This window comes from Candidatus Frankia alpina, from assembly GCF_902806485.1.
GTDB lineage: Bacteria > Actinomycetota > Actinomycetes > Frankiales > Frankiaceae > Frankia > Frankia alpina.
Map to the genome: position 1 here is coordinate 35,162 of NZ_CADCWT010000001.1, position 20,131 is coordinate 55,292.

Genomic DNA, 20,131 nt, shown 5'->3' on the forward strand with positions numbered 1-20,131 from the left:
CGCCGGGAGAGGGCGTCGACAATGGTTTATCTGCTGGATCGCATGAGGCGCGCGAGCGCCGGTCCGAACACGGTGACCTTCCTCGCGCCGGACCACGGTCAACGGGTCGGCTGGGCCGAGCTGTACTCGGACGCCCGCCGCGTCGCCGCGGGCCTGCAGTCGCGCGGGGTCGGACCGGGCCGTCCGGTGGTCATCCTCGCCGACACGTCGCGGGAGACGATCACCGCGGCGATGGCGGCGTGGCTCGCCGGCGGCAGCCTCACCATGGCCCCCACCCCCGCCCGCACCGTCGACCTGGCCCGGTACCTCGCCGACACCCGCGACCGGTTCGACTCGCTCGGCGAGCCGCTCGTGCTGGTCGGAGCGCCGTGGGTGGACGCCGTGCCCGCGCTGTCCGGCGGGGCCGGGCGGGTCATCCCGCTGACCGAGGCGGTCGGCACCACGCCGGCGGTTCCGTGGCGTCCACCCATGCTGACCGCGGACGACCCCGCAATCCTGCAGCTGACCAGCGGCACCACCGGCGCGCCGAAGATTGCCCGGATCAGCCATGGCAACCTGGCGGCGAACGTCGAGGGCATCCGGGTGGCGACCAGCCACGAGGCGGTGCACGGCCGGATGCTGTCCTGGCTGCCGCTGTCCCACGACATGGGGCTCATCGGCGGGTTCATCCTGCCGATGGCGTGCGGCCGCTGCGACGCGCTGCTGTCCTCACCCACCGAGTACCTGGCCAGGCCGGCGAGCTGGATGCAGCTGATCTCCCACCACCATGTCACCAACACGGTCGGACCCGGTTCCGCCTACGCCGTCGCGGCCCGGCTGCTGCGCGCCGGCCCCCGGCTGGACCTGTCCTGCCTGGCCTACGCCCTGTGCGGCGGGGAGCCGATCGACCCCGCGGTCGTCGACGACTTCCTCGACGCCGCCGGCGGCCACGGCTTCCACCCCGCCGCCTTCATGCCTGCCTACGGGCTCGCGGAGGCAACAGTCGCGGTCACGTTCTCCGCGGTGGGACGCGGGGCGCGCTACGACACGGTCGACGCGGACGCCCTGGCCGCGGGCGCGGCCCGGTTCGTGCCGCCCGAGCACGCCGACACCGCCGTGCGCACGAGGCGGCTGGCGCTGCTCGGCGAGCCCATCCCCGGCCTGTCGGTGCGCGTGGCCGACCCGGACGCGGGTGGGGTCCTGCCCGAGCGGAAGGTCGGCGAGGTCCAGGTCCGCGGCACCTCGGTGGCCGCGTCCTACCATGACGATCCCGAGTCGGCGGCGGCCCTGCGCGCCCGCGACGGCTGGTTGGCCACCGGCGACCTCGGTTACCTCACCGGCGGCGAACTCGTCGTCTGCGGTCGCCGCAAGGACGTCATCATCCTCGGCGGCCGCAACATCTACCCCGAGGAGGTGGAGCGGGCCGCGGCTCGAGCGGACGGTGCCCGCGCAGGCAACATCGTCGCGTTCGGCTACCCGCGCCCCGGCCACCTCGGCGGGGAGGGCCTCGCCGTGGCCGTCGAGACCCGAGAGGCCGATCCCGAAGCGCTGAAGAGCGCGGTCACCGAGGAGATCCGCGCCGCGCTCGGGGTGACCCCGCATGCGGTGCTGGTGCTCGACCCGGGCTCGGTACCGAAGACCCCCTCCGGGAAGCTGCAGCGGGCCGAGGCCAGGCGGAGGTTCACCCCATGAGCACCCAGCCCACCGCGCGGCATGACGCGCACAGCGTCGGGGCGGGCAGCGACGCCGTCACAGCCGAACGGCTCGCGGCCCTGGCCGACGGCCTCTACGCCGCCTGGGCGGAGCCGGCAGTGTCTCGGCGCGACGAGCTGCTCGCTGACTGCTGCATCCCCGCGGTGACCTACGCCAACCCGCTCGGTGAGGCCGTCGGCATCATCGAGTTCGCCGATCTCATCGGCGAGTTCCTCGCGCCCTACCCGGGGCATCGTCCGGTGCGCACCAGCGGGGTCGACGTGCACCATCGCCGCGCTCGCTGGGAGTGGGGGCTGCGCAACAGCATCGGGCAGATCGTGCTGATGGGCCTCGACGTCGTCACCTTCACCGAGCGGCCGCGTCTGGAGACCATCAGCACCTTCTTCGGGCCGCCGCCGCGGCCGGTCTACTCCTTCGGCGCGGCACCGGCCTGAACCCGCCCCGGCGGCGGCCGCCCCGCTGCCGCCGTCCCGCTCCGCCCATCCGCAAAACCCTCCGCCCATCCCCGAACCCCACCTGGAGGAAACCGTGCCCAGCACCCGCGCAGTACTGCGGACCGCGGCCGTCGGCGCGACCGGCGCCGTGGCGGCAGGCCTGTTTGGCGCCGTCCCCGCCGGCGCGTCCACCCCGATCCAGGCGACCGGCTGCACCGTCACCGCCTGGCCGCCCAGCGGCGGCTCGACGATCTTCGCGAACGGCGGCATCACCTGCGACCCCCGGTACTCGGGCAACATGCAGATCAGCAACCAGCTGCGGAAGTACGCGAACGGGCAGTGGACGTCCGTCGGGACCCCGGTCAAGAAGTCTTACTGGGGCGGCAGCGGCGTCGGCGAGGGCACCTCGGTGCCCTGCAGCTTCGACGGCCAGGCACAGTTCAAGACCGTGACCACCGGCACCGCGGACGGTGTGTCGACCACGGACACCTCCTCGAGCACCACCTACTCCTGCTTCTGATCCACCGCTGGTGAACCCGGCGCCGGTACCGGCCACGTGTCGGTACCGGTCCGGTGGGGCCGGACCGGGCGAATCACGACAAAAGGCGCAGATATGGGACCGAGTCCCGGCCATCGACTTCGCCGGTTAAGACACCGATTGTACGGCCTACCGGCGGCGCCGCGCGGCTCACACCACCGTTTCGGCGGAACTCGCCAGCGCCGCGGAATCCGACTTCCCGCCCGTGCTGTCAATGACGGTCCCCCGGTGTTCACCGCGACAGATCGCCGTCATCGCCCCCTGCTGCTCGATATCGAAGATATGCAACGGGATGCCAAAGTCGCGGGCGAGAATGAATGCCGACTGATCCATGACGCGCAGGCCCCTGCTGATCACCTCGTCGTAGCTGAGGTGAGAAAATCGCCGGGCGTCCGGGTTGATCTTCGGGTCGCTGTCGTAGACGCCGTCGACGCCGTCCTTGGCGGCGAGCACCGCGTCGGCACCCAGCTCCAGCGCACGCTGCACCGCCGGGTAGTCGGTGGTGAGGAAGGGCTGGCCGTTCCCGCAGGCGAGAATGACCGTGGCCCCCTTCTCCAGCAGGTGCACGGCTCGCAGCCGGATATAGGGCTCGGCCACCGCCGGGACCGGGACCGCCGTCATGACCCGCAGGTTGTCCTCCCCGAGGGCGGTCAGCTTGCCCCGCAGCAACAGACTGTTGATGACGGTACCGAGCATCCCGATGTTGTCGGCCTCGACCCGATCGATTCCCCACCGGTCCGACTGGTTGCCGCGGAAGAGGTTTCCACCGCCAACGACGATCGCCACCTCGACCCCGGACTGACGCACCGCGATGATTTCCCGGGCGAGATGTTCCAGCGCATTCGAATCGAAGCCGAATTCGGCGGAACCGGCGATCGCCCGGCCACTTAGTTTTACGACCACTCGACGGTATTTGGCCACAGTCTCCCGCTTCCCCTTTTCCATCGTGCGATCTTAACGTAGCCGGGCCAATGATCGATCGTGAGCCCAGGAAGTACTGGGTACACGGTAGAGCACCCGACTCCCGGCGCCACGCCATGACCAGCCGGCCACGAAAACAACCCGCACCGGCCGCAGCGCGTCAGGCGCCGACGAGGGCCTGCCCCGGCCGCGGCGCCCTGCCGACCCAGCGCTCCACGATGATCGGCGCTCCCGCCGTCATCGCGTCACAGCGATGTCACCACCGGGGCGGGGCCGGCGGTGCTAAGGCGCGATGTGCAGGTACTCGAACACCGTCCCGTCGGGGTGTTCGGCGATCAGTCGGGTCCCGTTGGGTGACTCGCCGGGCCCTTCGATCAGTGCACCACCTGCCGAGATGATCGTGGTGGCGACAGCGTCGAGATCATCGGCGAGCACCGTCGCAGCCCGGTTGCGCAACGGCGCCAGCGCGGCGGGCGTGCCTGCCACCAGGAGGAAGGGGCCGACCCACGCCAGCTCGACATCGCGGAAGCCGAAGCGACGCGTGGGCGCATCACCAGCCAGTCGCTGGTAGAGGGGCAGCGCGGCGTCGAGCGATTCGACGTAGATCCGAGCGAGCACCTCACGGATTGGACTCACAGCGCGACGCTACCTCGCCCTGCCTGAAGCCATGACGAAAGCCCTGGTCCGGCTCTCCCTTAGGAGCCTGTGACCAGGGCTTTTGCGTGGTCGGGGTGGCGGGATTCGAACCCACGGCCTCTTCGTCCCGAACGAAGCGCGCTACCAAGCTGCGCCACACCCCGCGACCGAGTTGAAGCATACCCGACGGACCAGTGGTTGCGGGCAGGGGGTGGCCGCGGTTTCGGCCGAGCCTCAGGCCGGACCCCACGGCCAGGCCAGACCCGGCGGTCAGGCAGAGCCCGCGGTCAGGCAGAGCAGCGTCGCCTCGGGGCGGCAGCCGAGGCGCACCGGCGCGAAGGGCGAGGTCCCCAGGCCCGGGGACACGTGCAGCCAGGACCTTCCCGCGGCGGTCACGTGGCGGGACAGCCCGCGGACCCGGGAGCGGTCGAGCCCGCAGTTGCTCACCAGCGCCCCGATCCCAGGCAGCCGGATCTGGCCGCCGTGGGTGTGACCCGACAGGATGAGCCCGACGCCATCCGCGGTGAAGGCGTCGAGCACCCGGGGTTCGGGCGTGTGCGACAGGCCGAGCGCGAGCTGCGTGCCGGGCTCCGGCGCGCCCGCAACGAGGTCGGGCCGGTCGCGGCGCAGCCGGGCGTCGTCGACCCCGCGCGCGTCGATCCGGCTGCCGCCGACGGCCAGGACAGCCCGAGTGTTGGTCAGCTCGATCCAGCCGCTCGCCGCGGCCAGGTCCTTGGCGAGGCCCGCCCAGTCCAGCGGGACGCCGGTCGGCTCGGCCGGCGCGGCGCGGCGCAGGTACCGGTGCGGACTGCGCAGCGTGGGGACGAAGTAGTCGTTGTTCCCGGGGACGAACACACCCGGAAACGAGTACAGCGGCTCCAGCGCGCCGAGCAGCGGATCGCGGGCATCCTCGGCGCAGAGTACGTCGCCGGTGAGGGCGATCAGGTCCGGCACCAACCGAGCCAGATCCACCAGCCAGGCGAGCTTGCCCCGCTGGCGCGCCGTGACGTGCAGGTCGGACAGGTGCAGTACGCGCAGCGGGCGTGAGCCGGCTGGGAGGGTGGGGATCGACAGCCGACGCAGCGTGTAGGCGTTGCACTCGTAGAGCGCGCCGTAGGCGAGCGTGCCCGCTCCGGCCGTCGCGACCGACGCCCCGAGTCCCGCAACCGCGCTTCTCGCCCCCGCACCCGCACTCGCACTCGCCACCACAACCTCCTCGGCCCGGCTCCTCGATGCTCCTCGACGCCCCGACCGGCCGCCTCGTCCGCGCCGGCGCCGCCCGATCGGCCCGAGGGTCCCACCGCGGGAGAGGGACCACATCCCGGGGCGACGGCCTGCCAGAGGCCGCGCACCACAGTCTCATCCCCGGTTCGCCGCGGCCGGGCGCCACCCCGGCCGGCCACCGCCGTGGCCAGGCGTGACCAGCTCACCCGCGGACCATAGGCTGCGTTGACTATGAGCACCCCCACGGAACGGAGCACGCTGCAGCAGCGGCTCCGCGCCGACCTGACCACCGCGATGAAGGCTCGTGACGAGCTGCGGACGTCCACCCTCCGGCTGGCGCTGGCCGCCGTGAAGGACGCGGAGGTCGCCGGCACCGCCGCCCGTGTCCTCGACGATGCGGAGGTCTCGAAGGTCCTGACCCGCGAGGTGAAGAAGCGGCGGGAGGCGGCGGACGCCTACGCTGCGGCCGGTCGCGCCGAAAAGGCCGAGCGGGAGCGCGTCGAGGGCGAGGTGCTGGGCGAGTACCTGCCCCGTCAGCTCGGCGACGACGAGCTGGCCGCCATCATCGACCGCGTGCTCGCCGAACTGGACCTGTCCGGGCCGAGGGCGATCGGGCCGGCGATGAAGTCCGTGCAGGCCGCCGTGGCCGGCCGGGCCGAGGGCGGCCGGGTTGCCGCGATGGTGAAGGCCAGACTCGCCGGCGCCTGACCGCCGTCACAGCGCGACGCCAGCCGGCGCTACTCGGGCGCCGCCGCGCTACTCAGGCGCCGCGGCGCTGCGTGCGGTTGCCGCGCGGCCGGCCGGGCCAGGCCAGCGGGTCGTTCCCGGAGCTGGCCGGCGAGCTCAGTTGCTCGCGCAGATTCGCCCCGAAGGTGCCCGCCCGGCAGCCGGCGGGACGGGCTGACCCAGCCCCGCCGGCGGTGAACCTCCAGGCAGCACCGGCGCACCGGTCAACCCGCCGGAGACCGCGAGCCTGATCTCCGTGTTGATGGAGACCGGGCCGCCGGGCCCCGGGGACATGTACACCACGATCCCGGGGGCGACCGGCGCGGGAACCGGCTGCGACGTGACATGGAATCCAAGCTGGACGAGTATCTGCTCGGCTATCTGCTGTGGCTGGCCGACCACGTTCGGCAGGACCTTCACCGGCACCTGCGGCTGGGTGTCGTCCGGCGCCGGCAGCGGCTCGACCGGTAGGCCCAGGCCATTGATCGTCCGGGTCATGGTCCGGGACCAGACCTGTGCCGGATACCCGCCGCCGAAGACGTTGCGGCCGAGCACATTGGTCAGCGGATGCGAGGTCGGCCCGCGCGGGTCGGCGAGGGTGACCGCCGCGGCGAGTTGCGGGATGTAACCGACGAACGACGCGGTGCTGAAGCCCTCGGCGGTGCCCGTCTTGCCCGCGGCCGGCCGGCCGATCTGCCCGTTGCCGCTGGCCGTCCCGTGGTTGATGACGCCCTCCAGCACCGCACTGGCCGTGTCCGCGATCTTCGGATCGAGCACCTGTTCGCAGGGCGCGCCGGCGTTGAACGGCAGTGGCCGATCCGCGCCGCCGACCCGCTGCGTGATCGCGAGGACGGTGCGCGGGTCACAGCGGCGCCCCCGCGCCGCCAGCGTCGAATAGGCGGTGGCGAGATCCATCGTGCTGATTTCGTTGGAGCCGAGGATCGAGGAGCCGTCGACGCGGCTGATCCCGTCGATCCCCTTGCATTCCGGGTCGTCGTTGTTCTGCGGGCGGATCCGGCAGGAGGAGACGCCCATCCGGCGGGCGACCTCGGCCGTCTTCAACACGCCCAGCTTCTCGGCGAGCTGGATGTAGTAGGTGTTGACCGACCCCCAGGTGGCGGTCGTCAGCGAGTAGAAACCGTCCTCGCTCGGATCGGCGTTGCCGTAGCAGTTCTTGTTTTGCGGATCCGGGTTCGGGAAGACGTTGGAGTGATAGCAGACGGGGGCGTGCAGCGTCGTCGACAGCGGCAGGCCGGACTCGAGCGCGGAGATCAGGGTGAACACCTTGAAGGTCGACCCGGGGGAGAACGAGTCCTCGTCGACCGGGTAGATCTCCTTCGTGTGCACGAAATCCGTCGACAGGCTCGCCGGCTGGCCGTCGTCCGTCGCCCCGTACTCCCGGTTGATTGCGACGGCGAGCACCTGGCCCGTACCCGGCTGCATCATCGCGACGCTCGCCGCCACCCGGTTGCCGATCGGGATGACCTCCGTGGCGGCCGACTGCGCGGCCTGCTCCGCTACCGGGTCCAACGTCGTTCTGATGGTCAGCCCGCCCTCGAACAGCAGCCTGCGGGCGTCTTCCTCGGTGGGGGCGAAGGTTCGGTCCTTCAGGAGCTGCTGGCGGACCAGCGCGCAGAAGAACGGCGCGCCCGAGTCGGCGCACGGGTCGGCCGACCGCGCGGGGCGGTCGAGTACCAGCTCGCTGTCGTGCGCCCGGCGGAAGTCGGCCTGGCTGAGGTGATGTAGCTCCAGCATCCGGTCGAGCACCACGTTGCGCCGTTCCCGGGCGGTCTGCGGATGCAGCACCGGATTGAAGGCGGTCGGATTCTTCACGAGACCGGCTAGGGTCGCCGCCTGCGGCAGGGTGAGCCGCTCCACGTCGACGTTGAAGTAGTGTTTCGCCGCGACCTCGATGCCGTAGGCGCCGTCGCCGAAATAGGCGATGTTGAGATATCGCTCGAGGATCTCGTCCTTGCTCAGATGCGCCTCGAGGTAGAGCGCGTACCGCGCCTCCCGCAGCTTGCGCCGCACGGTCTGCTCGGTGGCGGCCTTCTTCTCCGCCGGCGTGGTGGCCGACATCAGCAGAACGTTCTTGACGTACTGCTGGGTCAGCGTGGACCCACCCTGGGTCACCTCACCGTTTTCCCGGTTGGTCAGATAGGCGCGGATGAGGCCCTTGTAGTCCAGCCCGTCGTGTTCGTAGAAACGCGAGTCCTCGATGTCGACGACGGGCCGGCGCATCACCTGGGGAACCCGGCTCAGCGGGACAATCTCGCGGTTCTGCTCGCCGGACAGGACGGCGATCTGATTGCCGCGAGCGTCGAGGATGCGCGAGGCCTGCGCGAGCGGGGGAACCGTGAGGTTCGGCGACAGATCCATGAAGTCGTCGGCGCTGTCCTTGACGGTCAGCCCCACCGCGCCGACCACCGGCAGCGCGAGCATGCCGACCAGCACCCCGGCCACAACGCTGAGCAAGCCCAACCCAGCCAGTCGGCTAGCCATACGGCGCGTGCGGCGGCCCCCTGTGCCGCTTCGGCCCCCGGTACCGCTTCGGCCGACGATGCCGCCCCGGCCGTTCGAGCCGCGCGAGGCGACGACGGAAGGTCTCGGTCGGTAGAGGTCACCGACCTCGCGGCCCCGCGCGGAACCGGCGGACGCCGACCCGGCCGGCGCCGGCCGGCGCCGAGGGGGCGGCTGCCCAGGGGGCGTGGTCATCGGCGGATCTCCGTCCAGCCAGGCTGGGACACCAGTCTGAGCATACGGGCCAACATCTGATCAACCCTCCTCACCCCCGATGGGGAAGCCGGTACAACGACGGTCAGGAGACCGCCCAAGCGGGGCGATAAGGCCTCGACCTGGGGCGCCGCAATTGCGGCGGCGGGTGGCTTGGTCGGCCTCCGACGGCGAGCCTCGGATTAACGTGACGACCTCCACATCACCACGCCCGACGCGGGCCCACCATGCCCACCAACGGGCTACCGGGTTGGAGTGGGCTTTGTGTGGAAGTTCCCATGTCAGCCAGACATCGGGACCATGGAGGAACCACTAGACCTCCAGCGCGATACCTGAATGTCACCCATTCGACATACGGTTGTCACAGACCGCACTACTGAGGCGATCCGGATCAATGGCCCGGACTAGTCATATGGACAACCACCCGTGTGGGGTCTGTGCCGTGGCCACGGCACTCCGTACGGTTTCGGGTCAACGCCACGTCACCACCCGCACGGGCCCCCTGACCCGGACTCGAGAAGAAAGGCAGGTGGCATGACCAGAAGCCTGGCCCCCGCCGTCAGCACGACCCACCGCGTCAACCCGACCCGCCTTGTGGGTTCCACCGTCGACGGCGACTGGACGGCCCACGCCGCCTGTCGCGACCTCGACCCGGATGAGCTGTTCGTCCAGGGCGCCGCCCAGAACCGGGTGAAGACCCGGTGCTTCGGCTGCGCCGTCCGCACCGAGTGCCTCGCCGACGCCCTCGACAACCACGTCGAGTTCGGCGTCTGGGGCGGCATGACCGAACGGGAGCGCCGAGCGCTGCTGCGTCGCCGCCCGGACGTCACGTCCTGGCGCAAGCTGCTCGCCGACGCCCAGGCTGATCATCGGTCAGCGTCCGCCGGTTAGCCAGCATCACCGGCACGGGCCCGCCAGCCCGTGACCAGCACCCGATTCCGCCCGAGGACAGCGTCGTCCCGGTTCGGAACGCAGTCCTCGCCGCCGGCCGAGTCTTCAGCCGGCCCGTTCCAGCCGCTCGACCCGAGCCAGCGCGTCGCCGATCTCACGCAACCCCACCAGGTCGTGCACGTCCTCGGACAGCGCCTCCACCTCCACCAGCGGGGTGTCGGGATGGGCGCTGGTGAACCGCTCCCGCAGCCGCGCCTCCCTGCTGGCCAACCGCACCCGCTCAGCGTGAATGCGTAGCACCGCCGCCGCGAGTGGATGCTCCCCGTGCTCGTCGAGGTTCTCGGCGGCCGCCAGGCTGCGCTCGGCGGTGAGCACCGTCGCGTCGCTGTGGTGCGTCCGGTTCACCACCAGCCCGGCCAGCGGCATCCCCTCCGCGTCAAGCCGGTCGACGAAGTACGACGCCTCGCGCAGCGCCGCCGCCTCGGGCGCGGCGACGACGACAAACGAGGTGCCGGGATTGCCGAGCAGGCGGTAGGTCTCCTCCGCCCGGGCGCGGAAGCCGCCGAACATCGTCTCCAGGGCGGCGACGAACTGGCTGACATCCATGAGCAGCTGGGCGCCGAGCACCTTGGTGATCACCTTGGTGAACATGCCGAGGCCGACGCCGAGCACCTTTGCATAGGCCCGGCCGCCGGCCTTGGCCGGCGCGAGCAGCAGGCGCAGCAGGCGCCCGTCGAGGAAGGTGCCCAGCCGCGTCGGCGCGTCGAGGAAGTCCAGGGCCGACCGGGTGGGCGGCGTGTCGACGACGATGAGGTCCCACTCGCCGGTCGCGTCGAGCTGGCCGAGCTTCTCCATCGCCATGTACTCCTGCGTCCCGGAGAAGGAGGACGACAGCGACTGGTAAAACGGGTTCGCGAGCAGCGCCTCGGCTCGCTCGGGCGTGCTGTGCGCCAGGACGATCTCGTCGAAGGTCCGCTTCATGTCGAGCATCATCGCGTCGAGGCGCCCGCCGGCGGAGCCGTCGACCCCGGCCACCTCGCGCGGGGAGTTGTCGAGCGCGGTCAGTCCCAGCGACTGGGCGAGCCGGCGGGCCGGGTCGATGGTCAGGACCACCACGTCGCGCCCGCGCTCGGCGGCGCGCAGCGCCAGCGCCGCGGCCGTGGTGGTCTTGCCGACGCCGCCCGAGCCGCAGCAGACGATGATGCGCTCAGTGTCGAGCATCGCGTCGACGTCGAGCATCGGCGCCCCCGCCGGGTGCGGCCGGACCCGGCGGGTCGCGGACCCGGCGGACCGGGCCGCAGCACGTCCCGCCGACCCTGCGGAGCGGCGCCACGTGCCCTCGGTCTTCGCCCCGCTCCCCCCGGTGCCCGCCTTCGCGGTGCCGGCCGCCTTCGCCGGTCTCGCCGTGGCTCTGGTCGACCGGGAACTCGCCTCGACCTGCGGCCGATCGTCGCCGGGCGTCGGGCCCACGGCGCTCACCCCACCATCTGCTGCGCGCGCAGCATCTCCGCAAACCGGTAGATCGTGCCGACATCGACCCCGTCCGCGACCAGCGGCATCTCGTACACCGGGCGGCCGAGCGCGGCGATCTCGGCCCGCTCGGCCGTCTCCAGCACCACCCGGTCGGCGTGCTGGGCCGCCTCCCAGGCCAACGCGTCGACCAGGTCTCGAGTCGGCTCCAGGCCCGCCTCCTTGATCCCGGCGGCGAGTTCCTCCCGGTCGAGCTCACCCCGCCGGGCCAGCCGCGACTGGCTGGCCTTCAGCAGCGGCGAGCGCGCCATGTTGACGATCACCCCGCCGAGCGGCAGCCCGACCCGGGTGAGCTCGGCGACGCCGTCCACGGTCTCCTGGACGGGCATCTCCTCCAGCAATGTGACCAGATGCACGGCGGCACGTTCGGGCCGCAACACTGCCATCACGCTGTCGGCCTGGGCACGGATGGGACCCATCTTGGCCAGGCCGGCGACCTCGGCGGTCACGTTGAGGAAGCGGGAGATCCGCCCGGTGGGCGGCGCGTCGAGCACGACCGCGTCATAGGCAAGCCCCCCCGGACGGGTGGCATCAGGACGGTTGACGGCCTCTTTCACCTTGCCGGTGAGCAGCACGTCGCGCACCCCGGGCGCGACCGTGGTCGCGAAATCCACCGCGCCAATCTTGCTCAGTGCCTTCCCGGCCCGGCGCAGGTTGTAGAACATCTCCAGGTATTCCAGCAGGGCCTCGTCCGCGTCGATCGCGAGCGCGAACACCTCGCCGCCGCCGGGCGCGCTGGCCACCTTGCGCTCCTGGTAGGGCAGCGGCGGGGTGTCGAACAACTGTGCGATCTGTTGGCGGCCCTCGACCTCGGTGAGCAGGATCCGGCGACCGCCGGTAGCCAGCGCCACCGCGAGCGCACCCGCCATCGTCGTCTTACCGGTTCCGCCCTTGCCGGTGACGATATGTAGCCGACGGTCCCACGGACCGCCCGCCTCGTCGTCGGGGTCCTCGGTAACGGTGCGCTTGCCGCTCACACGCTCGACCGTACCCGCGTGCCCGGCCCTCGCCATGTCGGAAGGCAGTAGCGCCCGCGCGGCGGCGCACTGGCCGGCGGCGGGACGAGGTGTCCGGGGCCGCCGACCGGATGCTCTAAGGTCCGTTGTCATGCAGACGAAGTGGGAGTATTTCACGGCCCCGTTGCTGATCCACAACACCAAGCAGATCCTCGACACCTTCGGCGAGGACGGGTGGGAGCTTGTGCAGGTCGTCCCCAGCCCCACGAATCCCGAGGGCCTCGTCGCCTACTTCAAGCGGCCCAAGGGCCAGTCCTAAGATGACCAGCCCGAGTACCCGCCTGGCCGGGCTGGGGCTGGCGCTGCCGCCGGTGGCGAGCCCGGCGGGCGCCTACCTCCCCGCGATCCGCGACGGCGATCTGGTCTGGACCGCCGGGCAGCTGCCGATCGTCGACGGACGGCTGGTCGCCACCGGCCTGGTCGGCGAGGCGGTCGACGCCGAGCACGCGGCGCAGCTGGCCCGGATCGCGGCGCTCAACGCGCTCGCGGCCGTCGCCGCGCAGGCCGGCGGCCTGGACGGGATCATCCGGATCGTCAAGCTGGTCGGATTCGTCGCGAGTGCCGCCGGGTTCACCGCGCAGCCTGCGGTCCTCAACGGGGCAAGCGAGCTGTTCGTCGACGTCTTCGGCGACGCCGGCCGACACGCCCGATCGGCGGTCGGGGTAGCCGCGCTGCCGCTGGGGGCTCCGGTGGAACTCGAGGTGGTAGCCCGGGTGGCCGCCGCCGGCGGCTGAACCGGATCGCCGCGGTCGGGGCTCAATCGGCAACGGCCGCCGATGGTCGTCACTAGCATCACCCCTATGGTCGATCACAAGGCTGCCCTGCTCGGCCGGCTGCAACGGTCGCTGGTCGTCGTCCGTGACCCCGCCGCTCCCGGTGCCGGGGCAGGGGCACAGTCCCCGACGAGCTCCGTGGCGCCCGTGCGGGACGCCGCCACGGTCGTCCTGCTGCGCGCCGCGCCGGGCGGTCGCGGCCTCGAGGCCTACCTGCTGCGGCGGGTTGCGGGGATGGCCTTCGCCGGCGGGATGTACGGGTTCCCCGGCGGCCGGGTGGATCCGACCGACATGGGGCCCGACGTGCCCTGGGCCGGTCCGCCGGTCACCGAGGTGATGCACGCGCTCGACGCGGACCCCGCGCTCGCCCGGGCTCTGGTGTGCGCCGCGGTACGCGAGACCTTCGAGGAATGCGGCGTGCTGCTGGCCGGCGCCGTCACGCCGGACCCGGCCGGCGGCACGGGCACCACGGAGACGTTCGACCCGACGGCGCGCGCCGAAGCCCGCCGGGCACTGGAACGCCACGAGCTCGGGCTGAGTGAACTGCTGCACCGCCACGCCCTGGCACTGCGGGCCGACCTGCTCGCACCCTGGGCCCGGTGGGTCACCCCGGAGATCGAGCCGCGGCGCTACGACACCCGGTTCTTCGTCGCCGCCCTACCCGGCGGCCAGACCCCGCAGCAGCCCTCCGGGGAGGCCGACCGGATGGAGTGGATGCGTCCCGCCGACGCGCTCGAGCGCCACGCCGCCGGCGCGTTGGGTATGCTGCCGCCCACCGCGTTCACGCTGGCCGAGCTGTGCGAGTACGACGACGTCGCGTCGGTCCTCGCCGCCGCCCACGCCCGCGACCTGTCACCGATCATGCCGAAGATCCTCGTCAGCAGTGGGGAGGCACACCTGCTGTTGCCGCACGACGAGGCCTACGATCCGCCGGGCGACAGCGGGCCGGTCCAGCGGTAAGGCTAGGATCCATGACGACTCCTCGACAGGTCACTGCGCTGGCCACGGTGCTGCTGGCACCGAACCCGGGTCCGATGACGCTGGATGGCACCAACACCTGGCTCCTGCGCGCCGCGGGCGAACCGGGGTGCGTGGTGGTGGATCCCGGCCCCGATGACGCCGGGCACCTGGCCGCGGTGGCGGCCGCCGGACGCGTCGAGCTGATCATGCTCACCCACGGACACGCCGATCACAGCGCGGGCGCCGCCGTGTTGCACCGGCTCACCGGCGCCCCGGTCCGCGCGCTGGACCCGGCGCACCGCCTCGGGTCGGAGGGGCTCATCGCCGGTGACGTGATCGCCACCGCGGGGATCGAGCTGCGCGTGCTGCCCACCCCCGGCCACACCTCGGACTCGCTGTCGTTCCTGCTCAGCGGGGACGAGCGCCCTGCGCCGGGCCCCCACGCGGACGCCGTGGGCACCGCCGACCCGCCGTCCGACCTGCCGTCCGGACCGGCGGTGCTCACCGGGGACACGATCCTGGGCCGCGGCACCACCGTCGTCGCCCACCCCGACGGGCGTCTCGGGGACTACCTCGACAGCCTGCGACTGCTGCAGGAGCTGGGGGATACCACGGTGCTGCCGGGGCACGGTCCGGAGCTGCCCGCCGCCGGCCGTGCCGCGGAGCACTACCTGGCCCACCGTCGGGCCCGCCTGGACCAGGTCCGCCGTGCGCTCGCGGACGCCGGGGTCGATGCCGCCGAGGCCGATCCCGCCGACGTGGTCCGTCGGGTGTACACGGATACCGACCGGGCGCTGTGGTTCGCGGCCGAACTTTCCGTCCGGGCCCAACTGGACTACTTGCGGGAGCATCCCGACATCCCCTGAACGAGCCAGGCGCTTCAGGTTCGTTCCTTTGGCCGCATTCTGTGGCATATCCTCACGGCGGTCGTGAGCGGGGCCACCCGTGCGGACCCGCGCCATCGGGCCGCGGGCCAGGTTCCCTCCGCCCTTCTCGTAGGCGCCGACCAGGTAGACCGGGGTCGCCGGCCAGGGACGGACGGCGCCCGATCCGGCCCCGACAGCGCTCAGCGGAGGGGCCGGACGACCCCGATACCACCGGAAGGCACCAATGCGGCTGCGGTCGGTCACTCGACGGGAGGGGATCCCGGGAAGGAGACCCAGACCACTAAACTCTGGCGCGGAGGGAACCACTCGTGCGCAGGATGACCACTTTGACCAGCCGGAGACCGAGCGACCGGTCCGGGGCGGCCCGTGGCCACCCGGTCGGGCCAGACGCGGCACCGGTGACGTCCCTACTCCGGGAGGCCCGCAGATGAGGGTGCCCGCGCGATCCCCACGCCCCGGACCGCGACCATGGTGATCACCGCGCCGCACACCGGGCCGCTGCGCTGCCCCCGGTGCGGCTCGGCGGCCGTCCCCGGCGGGCGGTTCTGCTACAGCTGCGGCCTGCAGTTCGATTCGGCCGAAGCCCCCGCGTCCGAGGTCCCGGAGCGGCGCGTCGTCACCGTGCTGTTCGGCGACCTGTCCGACTTCACCGGCTGGGCTGACAACCGCGACCCGGAGCGCGTCGGTGAGATGACCGACCGGGTGCTCGCGGCGCTGGCACACGAGATCGACGAGGTCGGCGGGCGCGTCGACAACCTCACCGGCGACGGCATCATGGCGGTGTTCGGCGCGCCGACCGCCCACGAGGACGACCCGGAACGCGCCGTGCGGGCCGCCGCCGCGATGCAGGAGACCGTCCGCCGGCTGGTGCAGGACACCGCCGGTGACAGCGCGGAGGGCCGCCTCGGCCTGCGGATCGGGATCAACACCGGCGAGGTCCTGGCCGGGGTGCAGGCGGCCATCTCGTACACGGTGATCGGCGACACGGTGAACACCGCGGCCCGCCTGTCGGCCGCAGCCACGATCGGCACCGTGTATGCGGGCCGCGAGACGGTGCTGGCGACAGGGTCGGTGGCGAGCTGGCGCGAGCTGGCCGATCTCGTGCTCAAGGGCAAGCGGGAACCGGTCCCGGCGTACGAGCTGATCAGCCTGCGCCCGTCCAACGTCGCCCGGCCGGGGCTCGCCGACGACGCGCCGTTCCTCGGCCGCGACGCGGAGCTGGCCGTCCTGGAGACCCTGTTCGCCGAGGTCGTCACCCGGCGCTCGCCGGAAGTCGCGCTGATCGTCGGGGAGGCCGGGATCGGCAAGACCCGGCTGGCCAGCGAGCTGGCGAACCGGGCGGAGCGAACCCCCGGCACGGTGACGCTGTGGGGACGCACAGTCCGCCACGGCGACGGTCGCGGGCTCGCCCCCCTCCTCGACGTCGTGCGCAACGCCTGCGGCGTCACGGACGGCGACTCGCTCGACCGGGTGGCCGACCGGGTCCGGCGCACCGTGGCGGGCCTGTCCCACCCTCTCACCGGGGCGCGGCTGCCCGGCGGCATCGCCGACCGCTTACTCCTACTGCTCGGCGTACCCCTGGACCGGCGCTCCACCATCCCGGCCACCACCCCGGGTGACCCGGCGGCCCGCGCCTCCCACATCGAGGAGGCCGAGCAACGCGCCACGGAGGCGACGGTGGAGGCCGTCGCGCTGCTGCTCAGCGCACTGGCGCGGTCCGGACCCATCCTGGTGCTGATCGACGATCTGGAGTGGGCGACGAGCCAGCTCAGCGATGCGATGAGCCGGCTTGCCTCCCGCCTGTCCGGGCCGGTGCTGCTCGTCCTGCTCGACCGCGCCAACCCGCGCCTGGCCACCCTGCCGCGGATCCGGCGCATCGACCTGCAGCCGCTGAGCACGCAGGCGTCCGGCCTGCTGCTGCAAAGCCACCTGCGGGGCAAGACGCTGGAGCCGCGCACCCGCGACGACCTGCTCGCCCGGGTGCACGGCAACCCGTTCTTCCTCGTCGAGCTGCTCAACCTCCTCATCGACCGGCGCCTGCTGCACCCCTCCGACGGCGCAGGTACCGGCGACGGCGACGGCGACGGCGACGGCGACGGCGAACAAGCCGAGCTGGTGCTCGACGGTTCGTTGGCCGAGACCCCGCTGCCCGCCGGCGTGCAGTCCGTGCTCGCCGCCCGCATCGACGATCTGGACCCGGGGGCCAAGGCGGTGCTGCGAGCCGCGGCGGTGCTCGGCCGGCGGTTCCCCGCGGAGGCGCTGCCGATGGTCGACGAGCGGCCAGCCGACGAGGTCACCCGCGCGCTGGAGGTGCTGACCGAACGCCAGCTCGTCCGCCCGCCGCGGGCCGCCGAGACCCGCTGGCGCTTCGTCCACCCGATGGCCCGAGACGTCGCGTACGCCGGCCTGCCGAAGGTCGAGCGGGCCCGCCGACACGCCACGGCTGCCCGCTGGGGCGTCACCGCGATGATCGGCAGCTCCCGCTCGGTGTCGACCTTCGTCGCCGACCACGCCCTACGTGCCTACGATCTGGCCGCCTCGATGAGCCTGCCGCCGAACGATCCGGCCTGGTCGTCCTGGATGTCCGGATTCCATGCGCATGTCCGGCTGGCCCGGGCGGCGCTCGCCCGCGACGATCACCGGACCGCGGCCGACCTGCTCGCCAGTGCCCGCCGGCTCGGCCGGGGCATGATCGACACCCAGGAGGACAACGTCGTCCGGGTGCTGCACGCCGAGGCCCTGGTGGGGCTGCGTCACCTCGACGAGGCCGAGCGCACCCTGCGCCCGGCGCTGCGGGCCGGTGCGCCGGCCCGGCGGGCCGGCGCCTTCTCCGTGCTCGGGGAGCTGCGCCAGAAGCAGGGCCGGACGGAGGAGGCGGCCCAGTGCCTGCTCACCGCGCTGGAATCGGCCCGCCAGGCCGGCGACGAGCGGGCCACGGCCGCGGCGCTGCGCCGGCTCGGCATGCTGGAGTACAACGCCGGCCGGATCGGCGCGGCCGAGGACCGGTATCGCGAGGCCCTCGGGATCGCCCGCCAGGTCGACGACCCGCGCGGCGTCGGCTGGGCGCTGCAGCACCTGGCCTGGAGCGCCACCACCCGCGGGGACTACCCCCGGGCCGAGCGGACGCTGCGTGAGGCGTCCGCCGTGTTCGAGCGGCTCGAGGACACCGGCGGGCTCGGCTGGTGCCGGGGCACCGAGGCACTGGTACTGCTGCTGTCCGGCCAGCTCACCCGGGCCCGCAAGCTGACCCTCGAACTCATCGAGATCGCGGGTTCCGTAGGCGAGCAGTGGGGCATGGGCGTCTGTCTGACCGTGGACGCGATCGCGGCCGCGGAGCTGGGGGACATCACCGCCGCCGAGTCCCACGCTCAGCGGGCCACGGAGCTGTTCGAGAACTCCGAGTACACGTGGGGATCGATGCTGGTGCTGGTCGCCCAGGGGCTCGCCGCCCGCGGCGCGGGAGAGCCGGCCCGCGGGGCGCGGTACCTGGAGCAGGCCTGCGACCAGGCCGCCGAGCGCGGCCACGTGGTCGTCGGCGCCCTGGCACGGGTGCTGCTCGGGCTGACCCTGCTCGACGCCGGCGAGATCGACAAGGCCGCGCAGGCCGCCGAGATCGCCCTCACCGACCTCGAGCACCTGGAGCTGCACCCGCACGCCCAGCTTGGAGCGAAGGTGCTCGTCGCCCAGATCGCCCGCGCCCGCGGCCGGACCGGGGCGGCGCTGGAACTGCTGCGGGAGGCGCTGGCGGCGAGCGAGCCGGCGACGCTGATGTTCCCCCGCAGGCAGGCGTACGCGCACCTCGCCGGCATCCTGCTGGACGCGGGCCAGCCAGCCGAGGCGCTCGAGGTCGCCCGGCGGGCGGTCGCCGTGGACGCCGAGGACGTCCGCGCCCAGGTGCTGGGATACCGGGCGCTGGGCACGGCCCTCGTGGCCAACGGCGATCTCGAGGGCGGCCGCAGCGCCTACCTGCGGGCGCTGGCCGCGGCCACCGCGACCGGGGCCGTCAGCGAGGCGCCGCGGACCCGGCGGTTGCTGGCCAGCCTGCTGCCCAGCGGAGGCCCGGCCGGCACCCGCCACCCTGCGGGCAGCGACGGACCGGCCGGCGGCGGAAGCCCTGCCAACGGACCAAATACGACCGTCCCGGCCGCGGCCGCAAGCGGCGGCTGAACCGGGGTGCCGCGGCGGACGTGGCGCACCATTTCCTGCACCTGGTCGGCGCCAAGCTGGGTCGGTGCGGTCAGACCGCCCGGCGCGGAGAGGTGAGGTAAGGGACCGGCGGGCGGGTCGTCCATCGGGGGCGACCCGCCCGCCGGCAACGGGTGCGGGCGTAACGCGGGACGCGGAAGTACGGCTAGGGCGTAGGCGGGGCGTGGGCGTGGGTCATCAGCGGGGCGTACGGCTGGGCGCACGGAGCTGGCGGGTCGTCCGGGCGGCGCCGGGACGGTGCGCGACGAGCGCCGGGACTAGCGGGCTCGGCGAGACAACCGTTCGCGGTCAAGCAGCACGACGGCGCGGGAGTCCAGGCGTAGCCAGCCTCGGGTGGCGAAGTCGGCGAGCGCCTTGTTCACCGTCTCCCGGGAGGCGCCGACCAGTTGGGCCAGCTCCTCCTGGGTGAGGCCGTGCTCGACCCGGACACCGGCCGCCTCATTGCCGGGCTGCGCCGGCTCACCGAACCGCTCCGCCAGGTCGAGTAGGGCTTTCGCCACCCGACCGGGAACGTCCGTGAACACCATGTCCGCGACGTTGTCATTGGTGCGACGAAGCCGACGGGCAAGCACGCGCAGCAGCATTGCGCCCGCCTCGGGGCGGGAACGCAGCCAGGGCCGCAGCGCGGTGTGCTCCAGCGACAGCAACGACGCGTCCGTGACCGCGGTCGCGGTAGCCGTGCGTGGGCCGGGGTCGAACAACGAAAGCTCCCCGAACAGGTCACCAGGACCCATTACGGACAGCAGGTTCTCCCGGCCGTCGGCAGACTGACGCCCTATCTTCACCTTTCCGGACAGGACCACGAAGACCCGGTCACCGACATCTCCTTCACGGAACAGCACGTCCCCGCGGGTGACGTGCTGCCGATCAAGATGGTCGGAGAGGGCCAGCCGATCCTGCTCGGAGAGCCCGACGAACAGCGGTACGCGGGCAAGCAGATCCTCCACGGTCCTGAGCATGCCAG

At 72.6% G+C, this 20,131-nt stretch carries 17 protein-coding genes and 1 tRNA gene; 10 read left to right on the forward strand and 8 right to left on the reverse strand.

Annotated elements, in window-relative coordinates; genetic code table 11:
- The first annotated feature begins 42 nt into the window (after positions 1-42).
- From G6R25_RS00140 to G6R25_RS00150, 3 genes are all read left to right on the forward strand, one after another.
- Positions 43-1,671: a long-chain-fatty-acid--CoA ligase gene (locus G6R25_RS00140; RefSeq protein ID WP_336500085.1), complete on the forward strand. Its 1,629-nt coding sequence runs from the start codon at positions 43-45 to the stop codon at positions 1,669-1,671.
- Entirely contained in the window at positions 1,668-2,126 is a 459-nt protein-coding gene (locus G6R25_RS00145; RefSeq protein ID WP_163551177.1) for a hypothetical protein, read from the forward strand. Before G6R25_RS00140 ends, G6R25_RS00145 begins: the two co-directional genes overlap by 4 nt.
- Before the next feature lie 94 nt (positions 2,127-2,220).
- Positions 2,221-2,646, forward strand: coding sequence for a hypothetical protein (locus tag G6R25_RS00150; protein ID WP_136446351.1), 426 nt, complete (start codon positions 2,221-2,223; stop codon positions 2,644-2,646).
- 168 nt (positions 2,647-2,814) lie between these two features.
- Here the strand turns inward: G6R25_RS00150 and pyrH are convergent, their stop codons facing one another.
- The 4 genes from pyrH to G6R25_RS00170 form a co-directional block, all read right to left on the reverse strand.
- Positions 2,815-3,609, reverse strand: coding sequence for a UMP kinase (pyrH, locus tag G6R25_RS00155; RefSeq protein WP_163551178.1), 795 nt, complete (start codon positions 3,607-3,609; stop codon positions 2,815-2,817).
- Between the two features lie 258 nt (positions 3,610-3,867).
- The gene (locus G6R25_RS00160; RefSeq protein WP_163551179.1) at positions 3,868-4,221 is read right to left on the reverse strand and encodes a VOC family protein; all 354 of its coding nucleotides are present in this window, start codon (positions 4,219-4,221) and stop codon (positions 3,868-3,870) included.
- An 87-nt stretch (positions 4,222-4,308) separates the two neighbouring features.
- Positions 4,309-4,385: transfer RNA gene (locus tag G6R25_RS00165), tRNA-Pro, on the reverse strand.
- Positions 4,386-4,491: 106 nt separating this feature from the next.
- A complete protein-coding gene (locus G6R25_RS00170) occupies positions 4,492-5,427 on the reverse strand; it encodes a metallophosphoesterase (RefSeq protein WP_235947004.1) in 936 nt (311 codons plus the stop codon).
- A 249-nt stretch (positions 5,428-5,676) separates the two neighbouring features.
- On the opposite strand from G6R25_RS00170, the gene G6R25_RS00175 reads away from it, so the two are divergent.
- Positions 5,677-6,153: a GatB/YqeY domain-containing protein gene (locus G6R25_RS00175; protein ID WP_136446849.1), complete on the forward strand. Its 477-nt coding sequence runs from the start codon at positions 5,677-5,679 to the stop codon at positions 6,151-6,153.
- A 135-nt stretch (positions 6,154-6,288) separates the two neighbouring features.
- Here the strand turns inward: G6R25_RS00175 and G6R25_RS00180 are convergent, their stop codons facing one another.
- Positions 6,289-8,673, reverse strand: coding sequence for a penicillin-binding protein (locus G6R25_RS00180; RefSeq protein ID WP_235947006.1), 2,385 nt, complete (start codon positions 8,671-8,673; stop codon positions 6,289-6,291).
- 765 nt (positions 8,674-9,438) lie between these two features.
- On the opposite strand from G6R25_RS00180, the gene G6R25_RS00185 reads away from it, so the two are divergent.
- Positions 9,439-9,795, forward strand: coding sequence for a WhiB family transcriptional regulator (locus tag G6R25_RS00185; RefSeq protein ID WP_136446847.1), 357 nt, complete (start codon positions 9,439-9,441; stop codon positions 9,793-9,795).
- Positions 9,796-9,900: 105 nt separating this feature from the next.
- On the opposite strand, the gene bagB is transcribed toward G6R25_RS00185, so the two are convergent.
- Positions 9,901-11,265, reverse strand: a complete 1,365-nt coding sequence (gene bagB / locus G6R25_RS00190) for an ArsA family ATPase (protein ID WP_419469285.1) — start codon at positions 11,263-11,265, stop codon at positions 9,901-9,903.
- Positions 11,266-11,270: 5 nt separating this feature from the next.
- The gene (gene bagA, locus G6R25_RS00195) at positions 11,271-12,338 is read right to left on the reverse strand and encodes an ATPase BagA (RefSeq protein ID WP_163551182.1); all 1,068 of its coding nucleotides are present in this window, start codon (positions 12,336-12,338) and stop codon (positions 11,271-11,273) included.
- A 94-nt stretch (positions 12,339-12,432) separates the two neighbouring features.
- Here bagA and G6R25_RS00200 point away from each other — a divergent pair, with 94 nt between their 5' ends.
- The 5 genes from G6R25_RS00200 to G6R25_RS00220 all read left to right on the forward strand — a co-directional run bounded on the left by G6R25_RS00200 (position 12,433) and on the right by G6R25_RS00220 (position 19,128).
- Positions 12,433-12,600, forward strand: a complete 168-nt coding sequence (locus G6R25_RS00200) for a Sp36 family protein (protein ID WP_136446845.1) — start codon at positions 12,433-12,435, stop codon at positions 12,598-12,600.
- Between the two features lies 1 nt (position 12,601).
- Positions 12,602-13,075: a RidA family protein gene (locus G6R25_RS00205; RefSeq protein ID WP_136446844.1), complete on the forward strand. Its 474-nt coding sequence runs from the start codon at positions 12,602-12,604 to the stop codon at positions 13,073-13,075.
- A 66-nt stretch (positions 13,076-13,141) separates the two neighbouring features.
- Positions 13,142-14,074, forward strand: a complete 933-nt coding sequence (locus G6R25_RS00210; RefSeq protein WP_163551183.1) for an NUDIX hydrolase — start codon at positions 13,142-13,144, stop codon at positions 14,072-14,074.
- 11 nt (positions 14,075-14,085) lie between these two features.
- Positions 14,086-14,940: an MBL fold metallo-hydrolase gene (locus G6R25_RS00215; RefSeq protein ID WP_163551184.1), complete on the forward strand. Its 855-nt coding sequence runs from the start codon at positions 14,086-14,088 to the stop codon at positions 14,938-14,940.
- A gap of 489 nt (positions 14,941-15,429) precedes the next feature.
- Entirely contained in the window at positions 15,430-19,128 is a 3,699-nt protein-coding gene (locus G6R25_RS00220) for an AAA family ATPase (RefSeq protein WP_235947009.1), read from the forward strand.
- Positions 19,129-19,424: 296 nt separating this feature from the next.
- Here the strand turns inward: G6R25_RS00220 and G6R25_RS00225 are convergent, their stop codons facing one another.
- Positions 19,425-20,126 carry a Crp/Fnr family transcriptional regulator gene (locus G6R25_RS00225; RefSeq protein ID WP_272871437.1) on the reverse strand — a complete coding sequence of 234 codons (702 nt, stop codon included), beginning with the start codon at positions 20,124-20,126 and terminating at the stop codon, positions 19,425-19,427.
- Positions 20,127-20,131 lie beyond the last annotated feature (5 nt).